This window comes from Afipia sp. OHSU_II-C1, from assembly GCF_000497575.1.
Taxonomy (GTDB): Bacteria; Pseudomonadota; Alphaproteobacteria; order Rhizobiales; family Xanthobacteraceae; genus Afipia.
Window position 1 is genome coordinate 103,677 of the sequence record NZ_APJI01000013.1, and the last position, 16,715, is coordinate 120,391.

General features: G+C 57.8%; 14 protein-coding genes. 11 read left to right on the top strand and 3 right to left on the bottom strand.

Annotated features, from left to right (window positions below; translation table 11 throughout):
- Positions 1-142 precede the first annotated feature (142 nt).
- The 10 genes from I554_RS0113695 to I554_RS0113740 all read left to right on the top strand — a co-directional run bounded on the left by I554_RS0113695 (position 143) and on the right by I554_RS0113740 (position 10,432).
- Entirely contained in the window at positions 143-1,012 is an 870-nt protein-coding gene (locus I554_RS0113695) for a branched-chain amino acid ABC transporter permease (protein WP_024576523.1), read from the top strand.
- Positions 996-2,027 (top strand): branched-chain amino acid ABC transporter permease, encoded by a 1,032-nt coding sequence (locus I554_RS0113700; RefSeq protein WP_024576522.1) that lies wholly within the window; start codon positions 996-998, stop codon positions 2,025-2,027. Before I554_RS0113695 ends, I554_RS0113700 begins: the two co-directional genes overlap by 17 nt.
- Entirely contained in the window at positions 2,024-2,749 is a 726-nt protein-coding gene (locus I554_RS0113705; RefSeq protein ID WP_024576521.1) for an ABC transporter ATP-binding protein, read from the top strand. The genes I554_RS0113700 and I554_RS0113705 overlap by 4 nt, the downstream gene beginning before the upstream one ends.
- Positions 2,742-3,461 carry an ABC transporter ATP-binding protein gene (locus I554_RS0113710; RefSeq protein ID WP_024576520.1) on the top strand — a complete coding sequence of 240 codons (720 nt, stop codon included), beginning with the start codon at positions 2,742-2,744 and terminating at the stop codon, positions 3,459-3,461. Before I554_RS0113705 ends, I554_RS0113710 begins: the two co-directional genes overlap by 8 nt.
- 123 nt (positions 3,462-3,584) lie before the next feature.
- Complete coding sequence (locus tag I554_RS0113715; protein ID WP_024576519.1) at positions 3,585-4,352, top strand: enoyl-CoA hydratase/isomerase family protein; 768 nt, start codon at positions 3,585-3,587, stop codon at positions 4,350-4,352.
- A gap of 43 nt (positions 4,353-4,395) precedes the next feature.
- A complete protein-coding gene (locus I554_RS0113720; protein ID WP_244432753.1) occupies positions 4,396-5,121 on the top strand; it encodes a creatininase family protein in 726 nt (241 codons plus the stop codon).
- 151 nt (positions 5,122-5,272) lie between these two features.
- Positions 5,273-6,403, top strand: coding sequence for an LLM class flavin-dependent oxidoreductase (locus tag I554_RS0113725; protein ID WP_024576517.1), 1,131 nt, complete (start codon positions 5,273-5,275; stop codon positions 6,401-6,403).
- A 28-nt stretch (positions 6,404-6,431) separates the two neighbouring features.
- On the top strand, positions 6,432-7,211 hold the full coding sequence (locus I554_RS0113730; protein ID WP_024576516.1) for an enoyl-CoA hydratase-related protein: 780 nt from the start codon (positions 6,432-6,434) through the stop codon (positions 7,209-7,211).
- A gap of 1 nt (position 7,212) precedes the next feature.
- Positions 7,213-9,084: an AMP-binding protein gene (locus I554_RS0113735; RefSeq protein ID WP_024576515.1), complete on the top strand. Its 1,872-nt coding sequence runs from the start codon at positions 7,213-7,215 to the stop codon at positions 9,082-9,084.
- A 115-nt stretch (positions 9,085-9,199) separates the two neighbouring features.
- Positions 9,200-10,432, top strand: a complete 1,233-nt coding sequence (locus I554_RS0113740; RefSeq protein ID WP_024576514.1) for an ABC transporter substrate-binding protein — start codon at positions 9,200-9,202, stop codon at positions 10,430-10,432.
- Between the two features lie 81 nt (positions 10,433-10,513).
- Here the strand turns inward: I554_RS0113740 and I554_RS0113745 are convergent, their stop codons facing one another.
- The 3 genes from I554_RS0113745 to I554_RS0113755 form a co-directional block, all read right to left on the bottom strand.
- A complete protein-coding gene (locus I554_RS0113745) occupies positions 10,514-11,611 on the bottom strand; it encodes a helix-turn-helix transcriptional regulator (RefSeq protein ID WP_244432754.1) in 1,098 nt (365 codons plus the stop codon).
- 147 nt (positions 11,612-11,758) lie between these two features.
- Entirely contained in the window at positions 11,759-12,118 is a 360-nt protein-coding gene (locus tag I554_RS0113750; protein ID WP_024576512.1) for a VOC family protein, read from the bottom strand.
- A 110-nt stretch (positions 12,119-12,228) separates the two neighbouring features.
- Positions 12,229-15,012, bottom strand: a complete 2,784-nt coding sequence (locus I554_RS0113755) for a UPF0182 family protein (protein WP_024576511.1) — start codon at positions 15,010-15,012, stop codon at positions 12,229-12,231.
- A 283-nt stretch (positions 15,013-15,295) separates the two neighbouring features.
- Here I554_RS0113755 and rocD point away from each other — a divergent pair, with 283 nt between their 5' ends.
- Positions 15,296-16,516, top strand: a complete 1,221-nt coding sequence (gene rocD, locus I554_RS0113760; RefSeq protein ID WP_024576510.1) for an ornithine--oxo-acid transaminase — start codon at positions 15,296-15,298, stop codon at positions 16,514-16,516.
- The last annotated feature ends 199 nt before the right edge of the window (positions 16,517-16,715 follow it).

Genomic DNA, 16,715 nt, shown 5'->3' on the forward strand with positions numbered 1-16,715 from the left:
GGTATGGGCCCACTATGTATGAGCGTCAACCTGCCGGGCTGCGACACGCCGGCGTATCGAACCGATTCCGGATCGTGCCAGACTCGGGGCCGATTGGAGCGGCGCCTTCTTTGTCAACAACTGACAATATGAGCGTCCACTGATGTTATCGCTTTGGCTCAATGTTCTCGCTAGCGGAGTGCTTCTTGGGCTCGTCTACGGACTCGTCGCACTTGGTCTCACCATCATTTTCGGAGTGATGCGCGTCGTGAATTTCGCGCATGGCGAAATGGTCGTGTTCGGTGTCTACATCGGGTACTGGTCGGTTCGTCTCTGGGACGTCCCAATCATCGTCGCAGCCGCCATCGCCGCCGTTGTGATGTTCGTCTTTGGATATCTGCTGGAAACGCTGATCGTGAAGCGTTTTGTCAATCGGCCGCATCACTACCAGTTCATCGTCTTTATTGGTCTGGCGCTGTTGTTCAGCGGCTTCTTGCTGGTCGCGTTCGGTCCCGACCCGCGCCCCACTGCGTCCCAACTGTCGTTTCATACGGTCTCGATTGGCCTGCTCAAGCTTGATCTCGCGCGGCTTCAGGCCGCGGCGACTGCGGGCCTGCTGATCATTCTGCTCGGTGCATATCTTAAGTATTCGGCGTTTGGCCGGTCACTGAGAGCCGCAGCCAACAACCGGCTGGGCGGGCTGGTCGTGGGTCTGAACATTCCGCAGATCTACGCCGTCACGTTCGGTATCGGCACCGGGTGTGCCGGAGTGGCCGGTGCTCTGATTTCTCCGCTGTTCGACGCGCAACCCTATCTCGCGGTCGACTTCACGCTGTTGGCATTCGTGACGGTGATTGTGGGCGGCCTTGGCAGCTTCAGCGGAGCTTTGCTGGGAGGTCTCACCATCGGCGTGGCAGAAGCTGTTGCCGCGCTAATGTTCGCTCCCTCGATGAAGACTGCGCTGCCTTATGCGCTCCTGATCATCATTCTGATATTCCGTCCGAGGGGTTTTTTCGGTGCCAAAGAAATTTAATGAAGCAACCGATCAGAAGCGATGGATTGCCGGAGCAGGCGTCTTCGTGATCCTCGCTTTGGTTGGCTTTCTATCGAATTCGTATGTCATATCGCTAATGACGATTGTCCTGCTCTTTACATTCATGGGACAGTCATGGAACCTGATGCTTGGCATCGGCGGACAATTGTCGATCGGTCATTCCTTGTTCGTCGGACTTGGCGCCTATTCTGTGGCCGTTCTGAACATCAAGTACGGAATCTCGCCATGGATCGGGCTCGTGGTGGGATTGACTATCGCCGGATTTGTCGGCGCCTTATTGGCGTGGCTGAGTTTTCGCTTTGAGGTTCGTGGAATCTACTTCGCGCTGCTGACCATCGCCGCAGCGGAGTTTGCCCGGATCATGTTCAGCGGCTGGGAGTTCGTCGGCGGGATGCAGGGAATGTTCTTTCAAGCGCCGACCGGAAAGACGGACATCCTGATGCTTCGCGGAGACGCGCGCTTCTACTACTTCGTCGCGCTGGGTGTCGCCGCAATCGGCGTTCTGGGAACCGAGCTGATCTCGCGGTCGTATCTTGGCTATGTCTGGCGCGCGATGAGAGACGATGACGAGGCGGCTCGCGCGCTGGGTGTCCGCACATTCCGGCACAAGATCATTGTGATCTCGATATCGGCGGGCAGCGCGGCCGTCGGCGGCGGCATTCTTGCACTTGTTCAAGGGTCAATCTTTCCGGATTCCATTATGGGAATGGGCATTTCGGTCGATGTTCTGATCGGTCCCGTGGTGGGAGGTCTGGGCACGGCCTTTGGCCCCTTTGTCGGATCGCTCGCGGCGATTCCACTGAACCACACGATGAGTGCGATCGGAGACAGCTTAGGTATTCCGGGTCTGAACAACATTGCCTACGGGATCATTCTGATCCTCGTGGTGTGGTTTCTGCCAGATGGAATCTGGCCGGCCATCGTCCGGCTCTATCGATCGATTCCGCCTCTGCCTCGGCTGAAGATTTCCCAACCGAGGAAGGTCGAGGAATGACCAATCTGCTCGAAGTCAGGAATCTTACACGATCGTTCGGTGGACTGATCGCGGTCAATGATGTGAGCTTTTCACTTCGGGGCGGGCGTATTACGGCCTTGATCGGACCCAATGGTGCCGGCAAGACGACTTGCTTCAACCTGGTCGCGGGTGCCTTGAGAACGACCAGCGGGCAGGTGTTTTTCGAGGGGCGGGCCATCGAGAACAGACGTCCGGAAGACGTGTGCAGAATGGGAATCGCGCGAACGTTCCAGATTGTGCGTCCGATGCGCGATATGACGGTGCTCGAGAATGCGATGGTCGGAGCGTTCAGTTGGACAAGAAGTGTCAACGATGCGCGGGATATCGCATACGATTCGCTGGAAAGCGTGGGGCTCGCAAACAAGGCGCATGCGAAAACCGATCAATTGACATTGCCGGATCGGAAAATGCTCGAAATGGCCAAGGCGCTGTCAACGCGGCCGAAACTGCTTTTGCTTGACGAGGTGATGGCCGGGTTGCGGCCCACCGAGGCTGCAGGGGTCGTTCGGGTGCTTCAGAAGCTGACCGAGAACGGTCTGACGATTCTGCTCGTCGAACATGTGATGCGGATTGTCATGGAGGTGGCGTCGACAGTCGTGGTCCTGCACCACGGAGCAAAAATCGCCGAAGGCTCACCTGCTGATGTTGTCGCAGATTCGAAGGTGCTCGAAAGCTACCTGGGGGCCGGCTTCCATGCCTGATGATGCTCTTCTTCTGGTCGAAGACCTGTGTGTTGCCTATGATGGCTCGAGTGCACTGCACGGCGTCTCGCTGGCGATCCGAAAGGGCGAGTTGATCTGTGTTGTAGGCGCCAATGGCGCGGGCAAGACTTCATTGATCCGCTCCATTGCGGGAATCGTTCCGGCGTTGAGTGGTACTGTGAAGGTAAGGGGCGTCGACATCACGAAGCAGCAGCCGTGGAAGATATGCGAACTCGGAATCGCGCAGGTTGCGGAAGGGCGTCAGATTTTTGGCGCTCTGTCAGTCGAGGAAAATCTGCTGATTGGCGGATCGCTGAAGCGCGCGAAGGCAGATCAGTCAACCACACTCGAGTCGGTCTATCAGCTGTTCGACAGGCTGCGTGAACGCCGCCGGCAACTGGCAGGAACGCTGTCCGGAGGCGAGCAGCAGATGCTGGCAATCGGCCGCGCGATGATGTCGAAGCCGGAAATCGTCATGTTTGATGAGCCTTCCATCGGTCTATCTCCGGCTCTGACGGACGTGATGTTCGGGGTCATCAAGTCTCTGCATCAGCACGGAACCACGGTGCTGCTGGTCGAGCAGAATGTCGCGAAATCCCTTGCATTGAGCAATCGGGGATACGTGCTGGAAAACGGCTCCGTCGTCCTTCACGGTTCGAGCGAAGAGCTGTTGAACAATTCCGACGTGCAGCGCGCCTATCTCGGAATGTGAAGCTGCGGGCCGAAAGCAGAATATGCTGCGAGGCTCTGTTTTTCGGAATTCTTGTCCCGCCGTTGTCCACAAACGCGTTTTCTACGGCAAACTATTTTGAAGCCGGCTGCTTAGGCTTGTGGCATGGACAAGGACAGCATTCTCATCGTCGATCGCGAGGCCGATCTGGTCACGCTGACCATGAACCGGCCTCCGGCCAACGCCGTAAACTTCGATCTCATTTCTGCGCTGCTGAACACCATCCGAACGCTCGCCGGCGAGGATGCGCCGCCCGGCATCGTGCTCGCCGGGACCGGGGATCGCTTCTTCAGCGCGGGCGGCGATATCAGGGAAGTCGTGGGCATCGAGATCGCGGCGCCTCGCATCAGGATCTTCCACGCGCTGCTCTGCGCGCTGGAGCAGTATCCGGCTCCGATCGTTTGTGCTGTTCGAGGTTATGCGGTCGGCGGCGCGCTCGAATTTCTTCTGCATGCCGACTACGTGGTTGCCAACGATGAATGCAAGGTCGGCTTTCCCGAAATCAATCATGGCCTGTTGCCTGTAACAAAGGGCATCCGCCGCGCGGCGGAGAAGCTCGGCGTCAGAGGTGCTCAGAGGCTTCTGTACTGGGGAGACCTTGTCGATGCGCAGACGGCAAAGGACATCGGCGCCGTCAACGAGATCGTTGCGACCGCTGAGGTGTCGACGCGTGCGCTGGATGTCTGTCGGAGCCTTCGGGGAAAGGACCGGAAGCTGTTTGCTGCCATCAAGCGGTCATTGAATCTCACCAGCCAGATGAGCGACCAAGCTCTCGAAGCCATGACGGTGGATGATCTCGGCGCCTATCTGACCGAGAATACCTCCGCGGACGCGCGCGCCCGGTTTCTCTTGAAGAACGCTAGGAAGAATTAGCATGAGCGGGCTCGGGCGAAAACATCAGGTCCGCCTGGAGCTCATGAGCTTCGAGGACGTGTCGGAAGCTTTGGCGCGAGGTTGCAGCACCGTTGTTATCCCTTGCGGAGCCGTGGAGCAGCACGGACCGCACTTGCCCTTGTGCATGGACGCGGATCACGCTGATGCGCTTGCTGAGAGGATCGCTAGGTCGCTCGACGATGCGCTGATCGCCCCGACAATCAAGGTCGGCTGTTCGGCCCATCATCTCGCATTTCCCGGCACGATCTCGCTTCGGCCCGAGACGTTCGAGGGGATCTGTCTGGATTACTGTACTAGCCTCGCCCGACACGGATTTCGCCGTATTCTACTGTTCTCGGGCCATATCGGAAACTTTCCTGTGTTTCAGCAGATGCTTCCGCAGCTACGGCAGGCGATGCCGGCCGGTGTGGAGGTGGTTGCCTTTACGGACTCCACCGGCTGGATCGGGGCATGGCGGCGAGCGGTTGCCGGGGCAGGTGGCGATCCGGATCATGTCGGCGGCCACGCGGATATTGCGGAGACGTCGCTGATGATGGTTATCAGGCCGGAAAGTGTGCGCCCGGACCGGTTCGAGGCCGGGTATCTCGGTACACTCTCGGAGGAGCAACTCCGCGACATGTGGGCGAACGGCATCAAGTCCGTGACGCACAACGGCATCATCGGCGATCCGCATGGGTCCAGTGTTGCCATCGGCGAGCGATGCTTTGATGCGATTGCCGATCTTTTGGTCAACGCTTTCCGAAAATAAGCTGGCGGCACGCATTGGCGCAAACGACGTCGCCAGCCGGTCCGCAGCATAAAATTCGGAAAGATCGATAGCGCCCAGTAGCTTTCGGCCAAAAATGTTGCCTCGCGTATGAAACGTTGTGCTTGTCAGGAATTTTCCAAAGGATAAGAAAATGGCACTTACGTTCGGGTTCTGGTCGGAGCAGGAGACCCAGGTCGGCCACAGCTACTCGCGCCGGCTTCATGAACTGGTAGACGAGGTGCGCCTCGCCGAGAAGGTGGGGTTCGACTGCGTCGCGCTCTCCGAGCAGCACGTCGCCCTCGGTGGTATCTCTAGCTCGGCTCCAGAAGTGGTCTACGGCTACCTCGCCGCGGTGACCTCGCGCGTGAAGCTTCGCTCCGCCGTGACGCTCATGCCGCACAGGATCAACCACGCCCTGCGAACGGCTGAACGCCTTGCCGTGACGGACATCCTGTCGAACGGCCGGATGGAATTCTATGGCGGGCGGGCCAACACCACCATCGCGATGCGTGCGTTCAACGTCGATCCCAATGAAACGCTCGAGCAGATGGAAGAAGGTCTCGCGCTTCTGAAGAAATCGATGCGGGATGACATCTTCACCTTCGAAGGCAAGTACTACCAGATTCCGCCGCGCCAGCTCGTCCCAAAACCGCTCCAGAAGCCGCACCCGGTGATTGGCATCGCGGCGACGAGCGAACGCAGCCACGGCTGGGCAGGCTCCGAAGGCTTTGCGGTGATGAGCAGCAACATCTATCAGGGCTGGGAAGTTCAGCAGAAGCTGATTGATATCTATCGCAAGAGCTGGAAGCGCGACGAGCAGGGGCCGCTCGAAAGTTCCCGAATCGGAATTCCGCTGTTCATCGGCATCGGCAAGACGGACGCGCAAGCGAAGGAAGACTACGCCGGGCCGCTGATGCATTACGCAAAGATCTCGACCGACGCATATCCGCGCCTCGCGAAGATCGCCGACGACTACAAGTACATGAGCGAAGGCGTTCCTTCCATGGAGCGTGCCGCGAACGACTGGGACTATCTGGTCAACGAGTCGGCCACGACGGTTTGCGGAAGCCCGGACACCATCATCCGCCAGCTTGAGAGGTTCCAGGCCATGGGTGCTGACGAAATCCTGCTGCACATGGATTCGGTGCCTCACGAAAAAATCATGGAGGCCATCGAAATGGTCGGCCGCTATGTGATCCCGCATTTCAATGATCGGAACAATGTCGTGCGTCCGACTGAGGAAATCCTTGGAAAAATCCGGGCCATGCGGTCCCAAAACTAAGATCAGAAAAAACAGAACGGAAAGACCAATGTCTCAGCTTAGCTACAAATATCTGATCGTCGAAAAGCGCGCGAGCGGCGTTGCGGTCGTGACCATGAACCGCCCGGAGATCCTGAACGCGATCAACTGGGAAATGCACGAAGAGCTCGAAGACGTTTTCATCAAGCTCGATCACGAAAAGTCGGTCAACGCTATCGTTCTGACGGGAGCCGGACGCGGTTTCTGCTCGGGGGGCGATCAGACGTCGCTGGATAAGGGGACGCTGCCATCTCCTACCCGTAGCGGGCGTCATCTCATTCGCAATATGCTCGAAGTCGAAGTGCCGATCGTGGCGGCTGTCAACGGTGTCGCTGTCGGTCTCGGCGCGACGCTTGCGCTGTTCTGCGACGTGGTGTTCGCGAGCCCGACCGCGCGGTTCGCCGACACCCACGTCAATGCGGGTGTCGTTGCCGGTGACGGCGGCGCGGTGATCTGGCCGCTGCTGATAGGGCCGGTGCGCGCAAAGCACTACCTCATGACGGGCGATTTCATCTCCGCCGAGAAGGCGGCTGCCATGGGCATGATAAATGAGGTCGTCTCCGACAAGGATGTCCGGGATGCTGCAATCGACTACGCGGAGCTTCTGGCGAGCGGTCCGAAAGAGTCGATCATCTGGACGAAGTACAGTGTCAACAAGATCATCAAGCAGTATACTCATCTGCTGCTTGATACCTCGGCCGCGCTTGAGATGCTGACGTTCGCGTCTCCCGAGCGTCGCGAGGCGGTTGCTGCCTTCGCGGAGAAGCGCAAGCGCTTCGCGGAGAAATAAAATGAACGTCGAGTCCCTCACATCGGGAGCGCAGTTCGCCGACATCACCATTCCTCAGCTGTTCCGCACACGGAGAATGGAGAGGCCTGCGGTCACTGCATACTATCAGAAGCGTCATGGCGATTGGATCGCCGTGACGTGGAAGGAGTATTCGGACCGCGTTAGCATGTTGGCGACTGCGTTGCAGAGAGAGGGGCTTCAGCGCGGCGACCGTGTCGCCATCATGGGCGACGTGGCGCAGGAATGGCTGATCGCGGACATGGCAACGCTGTGTGTTGGAGCCGTCATGGTGGGGGTGTACTTCACATCGTCGCCGGAAGAGGTTGCATATTATCTCAGCGACTCCGGTTCAAGATTCGCCTTCGTCGGCGGAGAAATACAGCTGGGTATCCTTCTCGCATCCCGACAGGCCGATAAGCTGAAGAAAATCATTGTGCTTGATCCGGATTGGACACCGCAGGGCGACGAGGCAGCGAACGTCGTTTCAATGAAGGAGTTCTGCGGGAGTATCGAAGTTGATGCCGACGCGTTCCTCAAGGAGCAGGCGGCGAAAGCCAAATCCACCGATCTTGTCAGCATCGGCTACACCTCCGGCACCACCGGATTTCCGAAGGGCGCGATGCTGACGCATCTTTCGTTGCTTGCCGGCGCCCACAGCGTGACGCGATTTACACCGCGCATCATGGAAGACAATACTGTTGTCGTTTTTCTTCCAATGTCGCACACAGTTGCGCGTGCGCAGGCAACGACACTACCCTTGATCGTCAAGATGGTTCCCTACTTTGGCGAGACAAGTGCGAACTTTGCCCAGACCATCATAGAAGTGCGTCCAACATACTTTATGGCTCCGCCGCGTTTCTTTCAGCGCTATGCGACGGCCATTCTTAGCAAGGTCCATTCCGGCTCGGAAAAGCAGAAGCAGGACTACCAATTCGCGATGAAGATCGCGCGTATGGCTCTGGACAATCGCCAGTCCGGCGGAGAGCCAGATCCCTTCATTGCCGGGCTCTACAAGGTCTGCCAGGAGCAGATCTTCCGTCCACTGCTGGCCGAGGTCGGCTTCGACAGACTGTCTGTGACCTACACGTCCTCCGCTGCAATGCCATCTGAGCTGATGTCGCTGTGGCAGTTGTGGGGATTGCAGCTCAAGGAATGCTATGGTCAGACAGAGCTGGTTGGCGCAAATCTGGTGCAAATGGCCGAGTGGCCGGAGGCCGGTACTGTTGGCGTTCCTCTGCACGATCCTGCCTGGGAGACGGCGGTTCTCGAAGACGGCGAAATGATCACCCGAGGCCCCGGCCTGTTTATCGGTTACTGGAACAAACCGGAGGAGACGAAATCGGCATTACGCGACGGCTGGCTTTACACCGGCGATATTGTCGAGGTCGGTCCGACAGGGCTGTTCAAGCTGGTTGATCGCAAGAAGGAGATCATCAATACCTCGAACGGAAAGTCTATCAGCCCCACTCAGATCGAGAATGAGATTCGCCGTAGCCCCTTCATCTCGGAAGCGGCCGTCATCGGCGAAGGTAAGAAGTATCTCACTGCGCTGATCGAGGTCGATGCCACAGCGACGATGGATTGGGTGAAGTCGCGCGATCTCAAGGTCAAGAAATACGCCGATCTGGCTAATTCCGAAGTCGTCGTTCGCATGATCGAGGAAGAGGTTTCAAAGGCCAACAGCCGACTGGCGCGGGCCGAGCAGATCAAGGCCTTCCGTATTCTTCCAGAGGAACTGTCGCCTGATACGGGCGTGATGACTGCGACGCGGAAGAAGCGTCGCAAGCAGCTTCACGAGAGATACCAATCACTGATCAACACGCTCTACGACGAGACCGAGGAGAAAATGATCAAATCGGAGATGAGGGGCTGACGGCGTGCCGAAAGGCAAGGCGAGCCGGCGGGAGACAAGCCCTACCGCGCATTCGTTTAAGGGAGTTGCCAAGGGTCAACTCAATCGCAATTGCAGTCAATGGAAGGGGAGCAATATGACGATTCGAAACGGAAAAGGTCTTACGCGGCGTACCGTTCTCGGCAGCGGCGTTGGTGTCGCAGCGGCCGGACTAATGTCGTGGCCTGTGAAAGCAACGCCGACTAAGGTGAAGATTGGAGCGATCATGCCGAGCAGCGGCGTCCTCGCGTTCCCGGGACAGGCGTGTGTGCGCGGCATCGATCTCGGAGCGAAATTTGCGCGAGAGAAATACGGTCTCGATATCGAAATTGTTCATGCTGACACGCAGAGCCGTCCTGAAAACGGCCGTATCGCAGCCGAGGGTCTGATCCGGCAAGGCTGCACGGTGCTCATCGGCGCGTGGGACTCCGGCGCGACGATCTCCGCGCTTCAGGCCTGCGAGGCGGCAAAAGTGCCTATGGTCGTGCACATCGCGAGCGCGACGCAGGTGACTTCGCAGGGCTTCACGCAGGTCTTCCGTTACTACCCGACATCCCTGACAATTGTCAGACAGTCGCTTGTCGAACTGAAGTCGGTGCTTGCCACGCTGAAGGATCCGCCAACCAGCGTTGCCGTGCTCCATCTCAACAACACCATGGGCCAGTCGACAGCAGCGAGCATTGATCAGGCCTGGAAGGAAGTCGGCGTTCCTCTCAAGATCGCGCAGTACGTGCCATACGATGAAAAAGCCAAGGATCTGTCGGTCGAGGTCGCTAAAGCCAAGGCGTCTGGTGCAGATGCACTGGTCTCGGTGACGCGTGTCAACGACGCGATTATGATCGCCCGCGAGTGCATCAAGCAGGGCTGGGATCCGAAGATGGTGTTCTCGCCAAACTCGAACGGTGTTTCGGACAAGGCGTATCACGACGCTCTTGGAAAGTACGGCAACGGCCCGATCCTCGCGGCGTTGTGGCTGAATCCCAAGGGACCGAACTCCGACAAGATTATGAAGATGTTCGCGACCGACTATCCGAACGACTGGTTCGACGCGAACGCCGGATGTGCGTTCGAAGCCGTGCAGATCGTCGGTGACGCCGTGAAGCGGGCCGCTTCGGCGGAGTCGGTGGCAATTCACGGCGCGCTCAGGACGACAGACATGAAGCCTATCCTGATGTATGGCGAGAACACCAAGTTCGATGCCACGGGCCAGAACATCAACTGCTCGATGGTGATGTTGCAGGGTTTGCAGAGCAAGCCGCGGGTCGTCGCGCCGAAAGCCATTGCAGAGGCAACGCTCGAATATCCGCTGGTGCCGTACAGCAAGCGCTAAATATCACGACACGATAGAGGGCGCCCCCGCACATGCTGTCAGGGACCGTTTCCTTTAAACACAGTCCTTCGTGATGGCCTGTCAGGGGGGCGGTTCGTGATTGACGAAGCTGGACCGGTCGGCCAGGAAGCGGCGAGGGCTCTTGCCCATGGTTTTCTTGAACATGGTGATGAAGGCGCTCGGCGTCTCGTAACCCAGATCGAGCGAGACGGCCTGCACGGATGACCCGGATGACAGGCGCTTCAAGGCGACCAGAATGTGCAACCGTTGTCGCCAGCGTCCGAACGTCATTCCGGTTTCTTTTGCAACCAGACGCGCGAAGGTACGCTCACTCATGGCATAGCGCGCGGCAAGTTCCTCAACCGTGCTGCGATCGCCGGGATCGTCGAGTAGCGATGTTGCGAGATGCTGAAGCCGGCTGTCCGCCGAGATTGGTAGATACATTTCTTCTGTCGACATCTGCACCAATTCGTCGAGGAGTACGCGCCCCAGCCTGCTGGTCGGTCCATCGACCGGATATAAAGGCGGAAAAACGGCCAGCCGATGAATGAGTTCGCGAACAAGCGAAGTAATGGTGAAGGTACAACACATGCTCGGCAACGTGCTGGCCTTCGGATCGATGAATACCACGTAAACCTTGCCGTAATCAGACACGCAGTTGCTATGTGGCACACCGGCGGGAATCCATACCGCGCCTTGCGGTGGCACTATCCATAGGCCGCCAGGGGCGCGGCACATGACCGATCCATGTGACGCAACCACAAGTTGGCCCTTTTTATGGGAATGAAGCGGAAGCTCGTCATTATCCTTATTTGTCTCCAGATAAAAGGAAACGATGGGCCGATCGAACTGGTCCGGATCGACCGGATCGTAGTTAATCCGAAGATCCGGCAAATCCATTCGGACAAAGCTCGGGTCAAACTCAGCAACGGGTGACGTGCGCATCGGATCACTCGCGGATGGTTGAAGTCTATATTCGCAGGTAGTTGTCTCGATCTTGTACCAGAATAGCTCGTTGACAAGTGATCGCCACGGTAAAGTGAGAAGGGGCGTGCGGAAAATCTGCGAAAAAACAACCGGCGCGCCCTTCGGCCGGTCGTTAGAACCGCGCGCCGCGAAGTGTTGCGGCGTGCATAATCGGCCGCACAGACGTGCGCATCCGATTTTCGGAAAGGCCATGGCGCGGCTGCTGAGATGTATGACCGGACGTGCACCGATGCTTTGCTGCGGTTAAACGTCGTTGAAACACGTAATGTGCCATTGTTCATCGGAGCGCCATACGCGCTCCCAGCACCTGTTGGAATGGCAGGCTGCTTCGAGTTGCTATTAAACCGGGTGCAAAGGCCGCGCAAAACTGAGTTCGTGGCCGTCATGGTCTGTCAGGTGGAAGAAGCGCTCACCCCATTCGGCATCGCAGGGCGCGGTCGTTGGCTGACACCCTGCTGCGAGCGCGCGGTTGTAAAGTGCATCAACATCGGTGACGTAAAAGATCACGCGCCCCCACCAAGACCAGCGCCGCTCTGCAGGCTGGGCGATGAGGTTAAGATAGCTCGTCCCTGCTCGAAAGCTGGTGAATGACGATTCTTCGCCACCATGCAGGATCTCAAACCCCAACGCGCGGTAGAATCGGACAGCTCGCGACATTTCGTGCGTGGCCAGTGTGATTGCGCTGATCCCCTCAATCATAGACGGAGCTCTCCTGTTTCACTTCCCTGCGCCGTTTGCCGTCGATAGTGCTCCACCGGTCAGAATTAGCTCTTGATTCTAAGTAACGAGAGCCTTGCTCCGCTCGAACCCTAATGGCCGGTAGATTTTCGGTTCATCTCCTCCAATAGCTCGCGCATTGCATCAAATTGCGTGCCAAACCCTTTCCAATCGCCGGATTTCAATCGCTCCACTGCCTGATTGTAACGATCGAGCGCCTGCTGCGCTCGATTCATCGCAGAGCCCGCGCTTGGCAATTTCGCTGCATTGCTCGGCGTTGTCGGCGCAGTGCCAGCCTCTATGAATAGCGCCGACAAGGCCTCGGCAAGCGTCTCCTTCATGACGACGTTTTCGCCATAGGCCGCGATTACGCGCTTGAGCTCCGGCAAGTGTCCTTGCTCGGCCCGCAAATACAATGGCGATACATAGAGGATCGAATTATCGATTGGGATGACAAGCAAATTTCCCCGGATCACCCGCGAACCCATCTGGTTCCATAGCGAAATCTGCTGGGATATCTCGGTGTTCTGATGAATCCGGGCCTCGATCTGGAACGGTCCGTAGACGAGCTTCTCCTTGGGAAATTCATAGACGATCAGTTTGCCGTAGTCGGGCGCGTCGCATCGCGCTGCGAGCCACGCGATCATGTTGTCGCGGCGGCTTGGCACCATGGGGATCATGATGAAGAACTCGGCTTGGGTTTCTCCGGGTAGCCGCATGATGATGTAGTAAGGGACCATCAAGGCCACGCCACCATCGCCGTCCGGCTGGCGCGGAAACTGCCAAAGATCCTCGCGGTTATAAAAAACGTCGGCCGCTTCCATGTGGTAGGCCTGATAAAGCCGCGCTTGAATCAGGAAGAGGTCTTCTGGATAGCGAATATGCCTTTGCAAATCCGCCGGCATGGCCGCAAGCGGCTTGAACAACCCCGGAAAGATGCGCTGGTAGGTAGCGGCGATCGGATCCGTCGAGTCTGTCAGATAGAAATCAACCCTGCCGTTATAGGCATCAATGACGATCTTCACGGAATTGCGGATGTAGTTGAGATTGAGGTCAGGCGCAGGCTGCGCAGAAGGAAAATAGTCGCTCGTTGTATAGGCATCCTGCATCCAGAACATCCGCCCCTCGCTGATGACCAGATAGGGGTCACGATCAAGGGTCAGGAATGGGGTGATCGCGCGTACCCGCTCCTGGATACTGCGCCGGATCATTATTCGGCTGTCGTCGGTGACGTAGCTTGAGAGAAGCAGGTTCATATCGTTGAAGTGGTGGGCGAAGATGATTTTCCGCACCATTCCCGACAGGGGGACGCCACCGGCGCCGTCATAAGTTGCGTAGACGTTATCTTTCCCCTTTGGATAGTCGAACTCCGGCGTAGTTCCCTTAACGATGACGTAGTCGCTCTTGTGCTCCCCATAATAGATGCGTGGCTCGCGGATTGCAGGACCTCCGTCGGTAACTGGGGGAATATCGCGCAAATACAAGGGTGGGAGCCCCTCACTGCTCTTTTGGGTGACCGGGCTCATCACCGCGCCGTTGCCGTGGGTAAACAGGAGGTGGAGGTTGACCCATGTCTGTGCGTTAGGTGGCAGCAGCGAGGATTTAAGCTCACGCGCCGAAAGCATCACGCTTTGATAGGTTCCGCCAAGCCAGTAGCGATCTACATCCAGATTGTGAAGCTTGTAGTAGGTGCGAATCTCCTGCAGTTGCGCGTACGTATCCGACAACGGCCGCCAGTCCCACAGCCGTATATTGTCGATAGTCGCCTTGTTGGATTCAAGCGCCTTGAAGGTAAGGTTCTGTTCGGCCGGGAATGGTTTTGCCGCGATCTTGTCAAGATTGTAGGCCTCCCGGGTCAGCTTGATGTTGCGTTCGATGTAGGGGCGTTCCAACTCCAGTTCGTTCGGTTTGACAAGCAATCGCTGAAACAATCCGGGGACCACGCCGGACAATAGGAAAACGGCGCTAAAGATGAGAATTATCGCCGCAGTTGGGAGCCGGTAGCTGAGCACTCGCAGGTTCGCCCATGCGGCGAATGCTGCGATGATCGAAAGTCCGATCAGCAACCAGAGGACAGGAAGCCCGACGTGGACGTCAGTGTAGCTTGCACCGACCACGACTCCATTGTCACCGTAGAGCAGCAGGTAGCGGTCGAGACTATAGGACCATGCCTTCACGGCAAAAAATAAGCCGAGCAGCACTGAGCCGTGGGCAATCGATGTTGGCGACATCGATCGTTGCCGAGCTTGGTATTCGATGTCGCCGTGCGCCCAATAGATCAGTCCAGTAAAAAGTGCGCTTATGAAGAGCGTGAGCAACATCCAATTCTTCACGGCGATATAAGCGGGCAAAGAAAAGAGATAGAATCCAATGTCCTTGTCGAAGAGCGGATCGTTCGCGCCATAGGGCACGCCATAGATGAACTGCAGAAAAACGGTCCAGTTGCTGACCTCTCCCGAGGCAACCAGCAACGCGACAAGTCCTGCGCCAACAGCGATGGAGAGAGGCCGTGGCAGCCGATCACGCAGAAATTCGAGCAGATCGGATGATGTTGTGGTGGCGGTAAGCTTCCGTGCGAAGCGAACGTGAGGCTGGACTCGCTGCCGGGCAAGGTTAAGCGCGAGCCACGCGTTTGCCGATACCACGACGGCAGTCGCGGCGAAGACTGTGAAAAAAACGCCAGCTCTTGCACCGATCGTGGTCCAGAAGACCTGCAAGTAACCGATCGCGGAAAACCACATCCAGTCGACCAGAATGGCACCGGTGAGCCCCAGCAGAACTAGGCTGACAGCTCCAGCGATAGCCGCAATAAGGAGCGCCACCACCACGTTCCGCCGCGGTGCTTGCCGCTCTGGCCCGGTGATCCCGATCGTCATGGTTTGATTATAGCAGAAGTGCGAAACGTCAGGCACCTGTTGTGGATCTGCGTACCTGTTTTTTTGTGCGGCTCTGCCTACATTGGCGTTGATGCACCCAGCCGGAAGAGCGCGAATGAACGGCGATCTCACAATGGTGTCGCGTCGCTATGAGATTTCGGTGGTCGGGCATCTGGCGCCGGCACCCTGATGACGCCTGCATAATCCGTCGGGCGATCATTCGAGGTATGCCGAACGGTTGCTGCGCGATGTGTTTCAGCCCGGGTTTGAAGGGAGTGGCACCATGACTGATCTCTCCAGCCTCGAAGCCCGTTTCGGCGCAGGAAATTATGCGCCGTTGCCGGTTACGATCGTTCGCGGCAACGGCATTTACGTGTGGGACGAGAGCGGACGACGCTACATGGATATGATGGGGGCGTACTCGGCGGCCAGCTTCGGCCATTGCCATCCGTGTCTCGTTCAGGCATTGACCGAACAAGCTAGGCAGCTCGACACGATATCGCGCGCATATTTCAGTGATCGATTGGGGCCTTTTCTCGCGCGGGCCTGCACCCTGACCGGCATGGATCTGGCGCTGCCGATGAACAGCGGCGCGGAAGCGGTGGAGACCGCACTCAAGGCCGCGCGCAAATGGGCCTACAAGGTCAAGGGCGTGCCAGGCGGTCAGGCCGAGATCATTGCAGCAGAGGGCAATTTTCACGGCCGGACGATTTCCATCGTCGGCTTTTCATCCGTTGCCCAGTATCGTGATGGCTTTGGGCCATTCCCGCCCGGCTTCAGACTCGTTCCGTTCGGTAACGCAGCTGCAATAAGGGCCGCGATCACACCGAATACGGCGGCCTTCCTAGTCGAACCGATACAGGGGGAAGGCGGCATAAACGTGCCGCCGCCGGGTTACCTCGCGGAAGCCGAGCGCATCTGCCGGGCAAACAACGTGTTGCTGCTGTGCGATGAGATCCAAAGTGGCCTGGGACGCACTGGCCGACTGCTGGCGTGTCAACATGAGGGGGTCTTGCCAGACGGGTTGATGCTCGGCAAGGCGCTCGGCGGCGGGCTTCTGCCAGTGTCACTGTTTCTCGCGCGTCGCGAGGTCATGAGGGTTTTCACGCCGGGAGATCACGGCAGCACGTTCGGTGGAAATCCGATCGCTGCTGCGGTCGGATTGGCGGCTCTTGAAACGCTGATTGACGAGGGATTGATCGAGCGGGCTGCGACTGTCGGCGCCCATCTTCTCAATCGGCTCGCTTCGATCAAGAACCCGATCATCCGCGATGTGCGAGGCCGCGGCCTGTTCGCCGGGGTTGAACTAGATCGCGACTTGGCGAGTGCGGGCACCGTGGTCATGCGCCTGTTGCGGGCGGGTGTGTTGACCAAGGATACCCACCGCAACACGATACGCTTTGCGCCGCCCTTGATCATCGATGAGTCACAAGTCGACTGGGCGGTGGATCGGCTCACCGAAGTTCTGGACGATGTCGCCAAAACGGATGCTCTTCTCAGTTAGTGATACGATCGCACGAGGTCAGCCGACGTCGAACGCCCTGGGCGAGCGGAAGGTTGTGGTCAGCCGGTTGCATCATTCTCATGATAACACCATTGATACCAACGGGATTTTTGGCACTGAAGTTTGCGCCGCGTGACTGTGCTATGCTGAAATTTATGAGAACCGCTCAAGCCGGGTTGCATAGGGTCCTAACCAGGGA

Bases quoted from the DNA above. Each gene is read 5' to 3' on its own strand.
- I554_RS0113695 (WP_024576523.1), top strand. From the start codon at position 143: ATGTTATCGCTTTGGCTCAATGTTCTCGCTAGCGGAGTGCTTCTTGGG.
- I554_RS0113705 (WP_024576521.1), top strand. From the start codon at position 2,024: ATGACCAATCTGCTCGAAGTCAGGAATCTTACACGATCGTTCGGTGGA.
- I554_RS0113710 (WP_024576520.1), top strand. From the start codon at position 2,742: ATGCCTGATGATGCTCTTCTTCTGGTCGAAGACCTGTGTGTTGCCTAT.
- I554_RS0113715 (WP_024576519.1), top strand. From the start codon at position 3,585: ATGGACAAGGACAGCATTCTCATCGTCGATCGCGAGGCCGATCTGGTC.
- I554_RS0113720 (WP_244432753.1), top strand. From the start codon at position 4,396: ATGAGCTTCGAGGACGTGTCGGAAGCTTTGGCGCGAGGTTGCAGCACC.
- I554_RS0113725 (WP_024576517.1), top strand. From the start codon at position 5,273: ATGGCACTTACGTTCGGGTTCTGGTCGGAGCAGGAGACCCAGGTCGGC.
- I554_RS0113730 (WP_024576516.1), top strand. From the start codon at position 6,432: ATGTCTCAGCTTAGCTACAAATATCTGATCGTCGAAAAGCGCGCGAGC.
- I554_RS0113735 (WP_024576515.1), top strand. From the start codon at position 7,213: ATGAACGTCGAGTCCCTCACATCGGGAGCGCAGTTCGCCGACATCACC.
- I554_RS0113740 (WP_024576514.1), top strand. From the start codon at position 9,200: ATGACGATTCGAAACGGAAAAGGTCTTACGCGGCGTACCGTTCTCGGC.
- I554_RS0113745 (WP_244432754.1), bottom strand. From the start codon at position 11,611: ATGGCCTTTCCGAAAATCGGATGCGCACGTCTGTGCGGCCGATTATGC.
- I554_RS0113750 (WP_024576512.1), bottom strand. From the start codon at position 12,118: ATGATTGAGGGGATCAGCGCAATCACACTGGCCACGCACGAAATGTCG.
- I554_RS0113755 (WP_024576511.1), bottom strand. From the start codon at position 15,012: ATGACGATCGGGATCACCGGGCCAGAGCGGCAAGCACCGCGGCGGAAC.
- rocD (WP_024576510.1), top strand. From the start codon at position 15,296: ATGACTGATCTCTCCAGCCTCGAAGCCCGTTTCGGCGCAGGAAATTAT.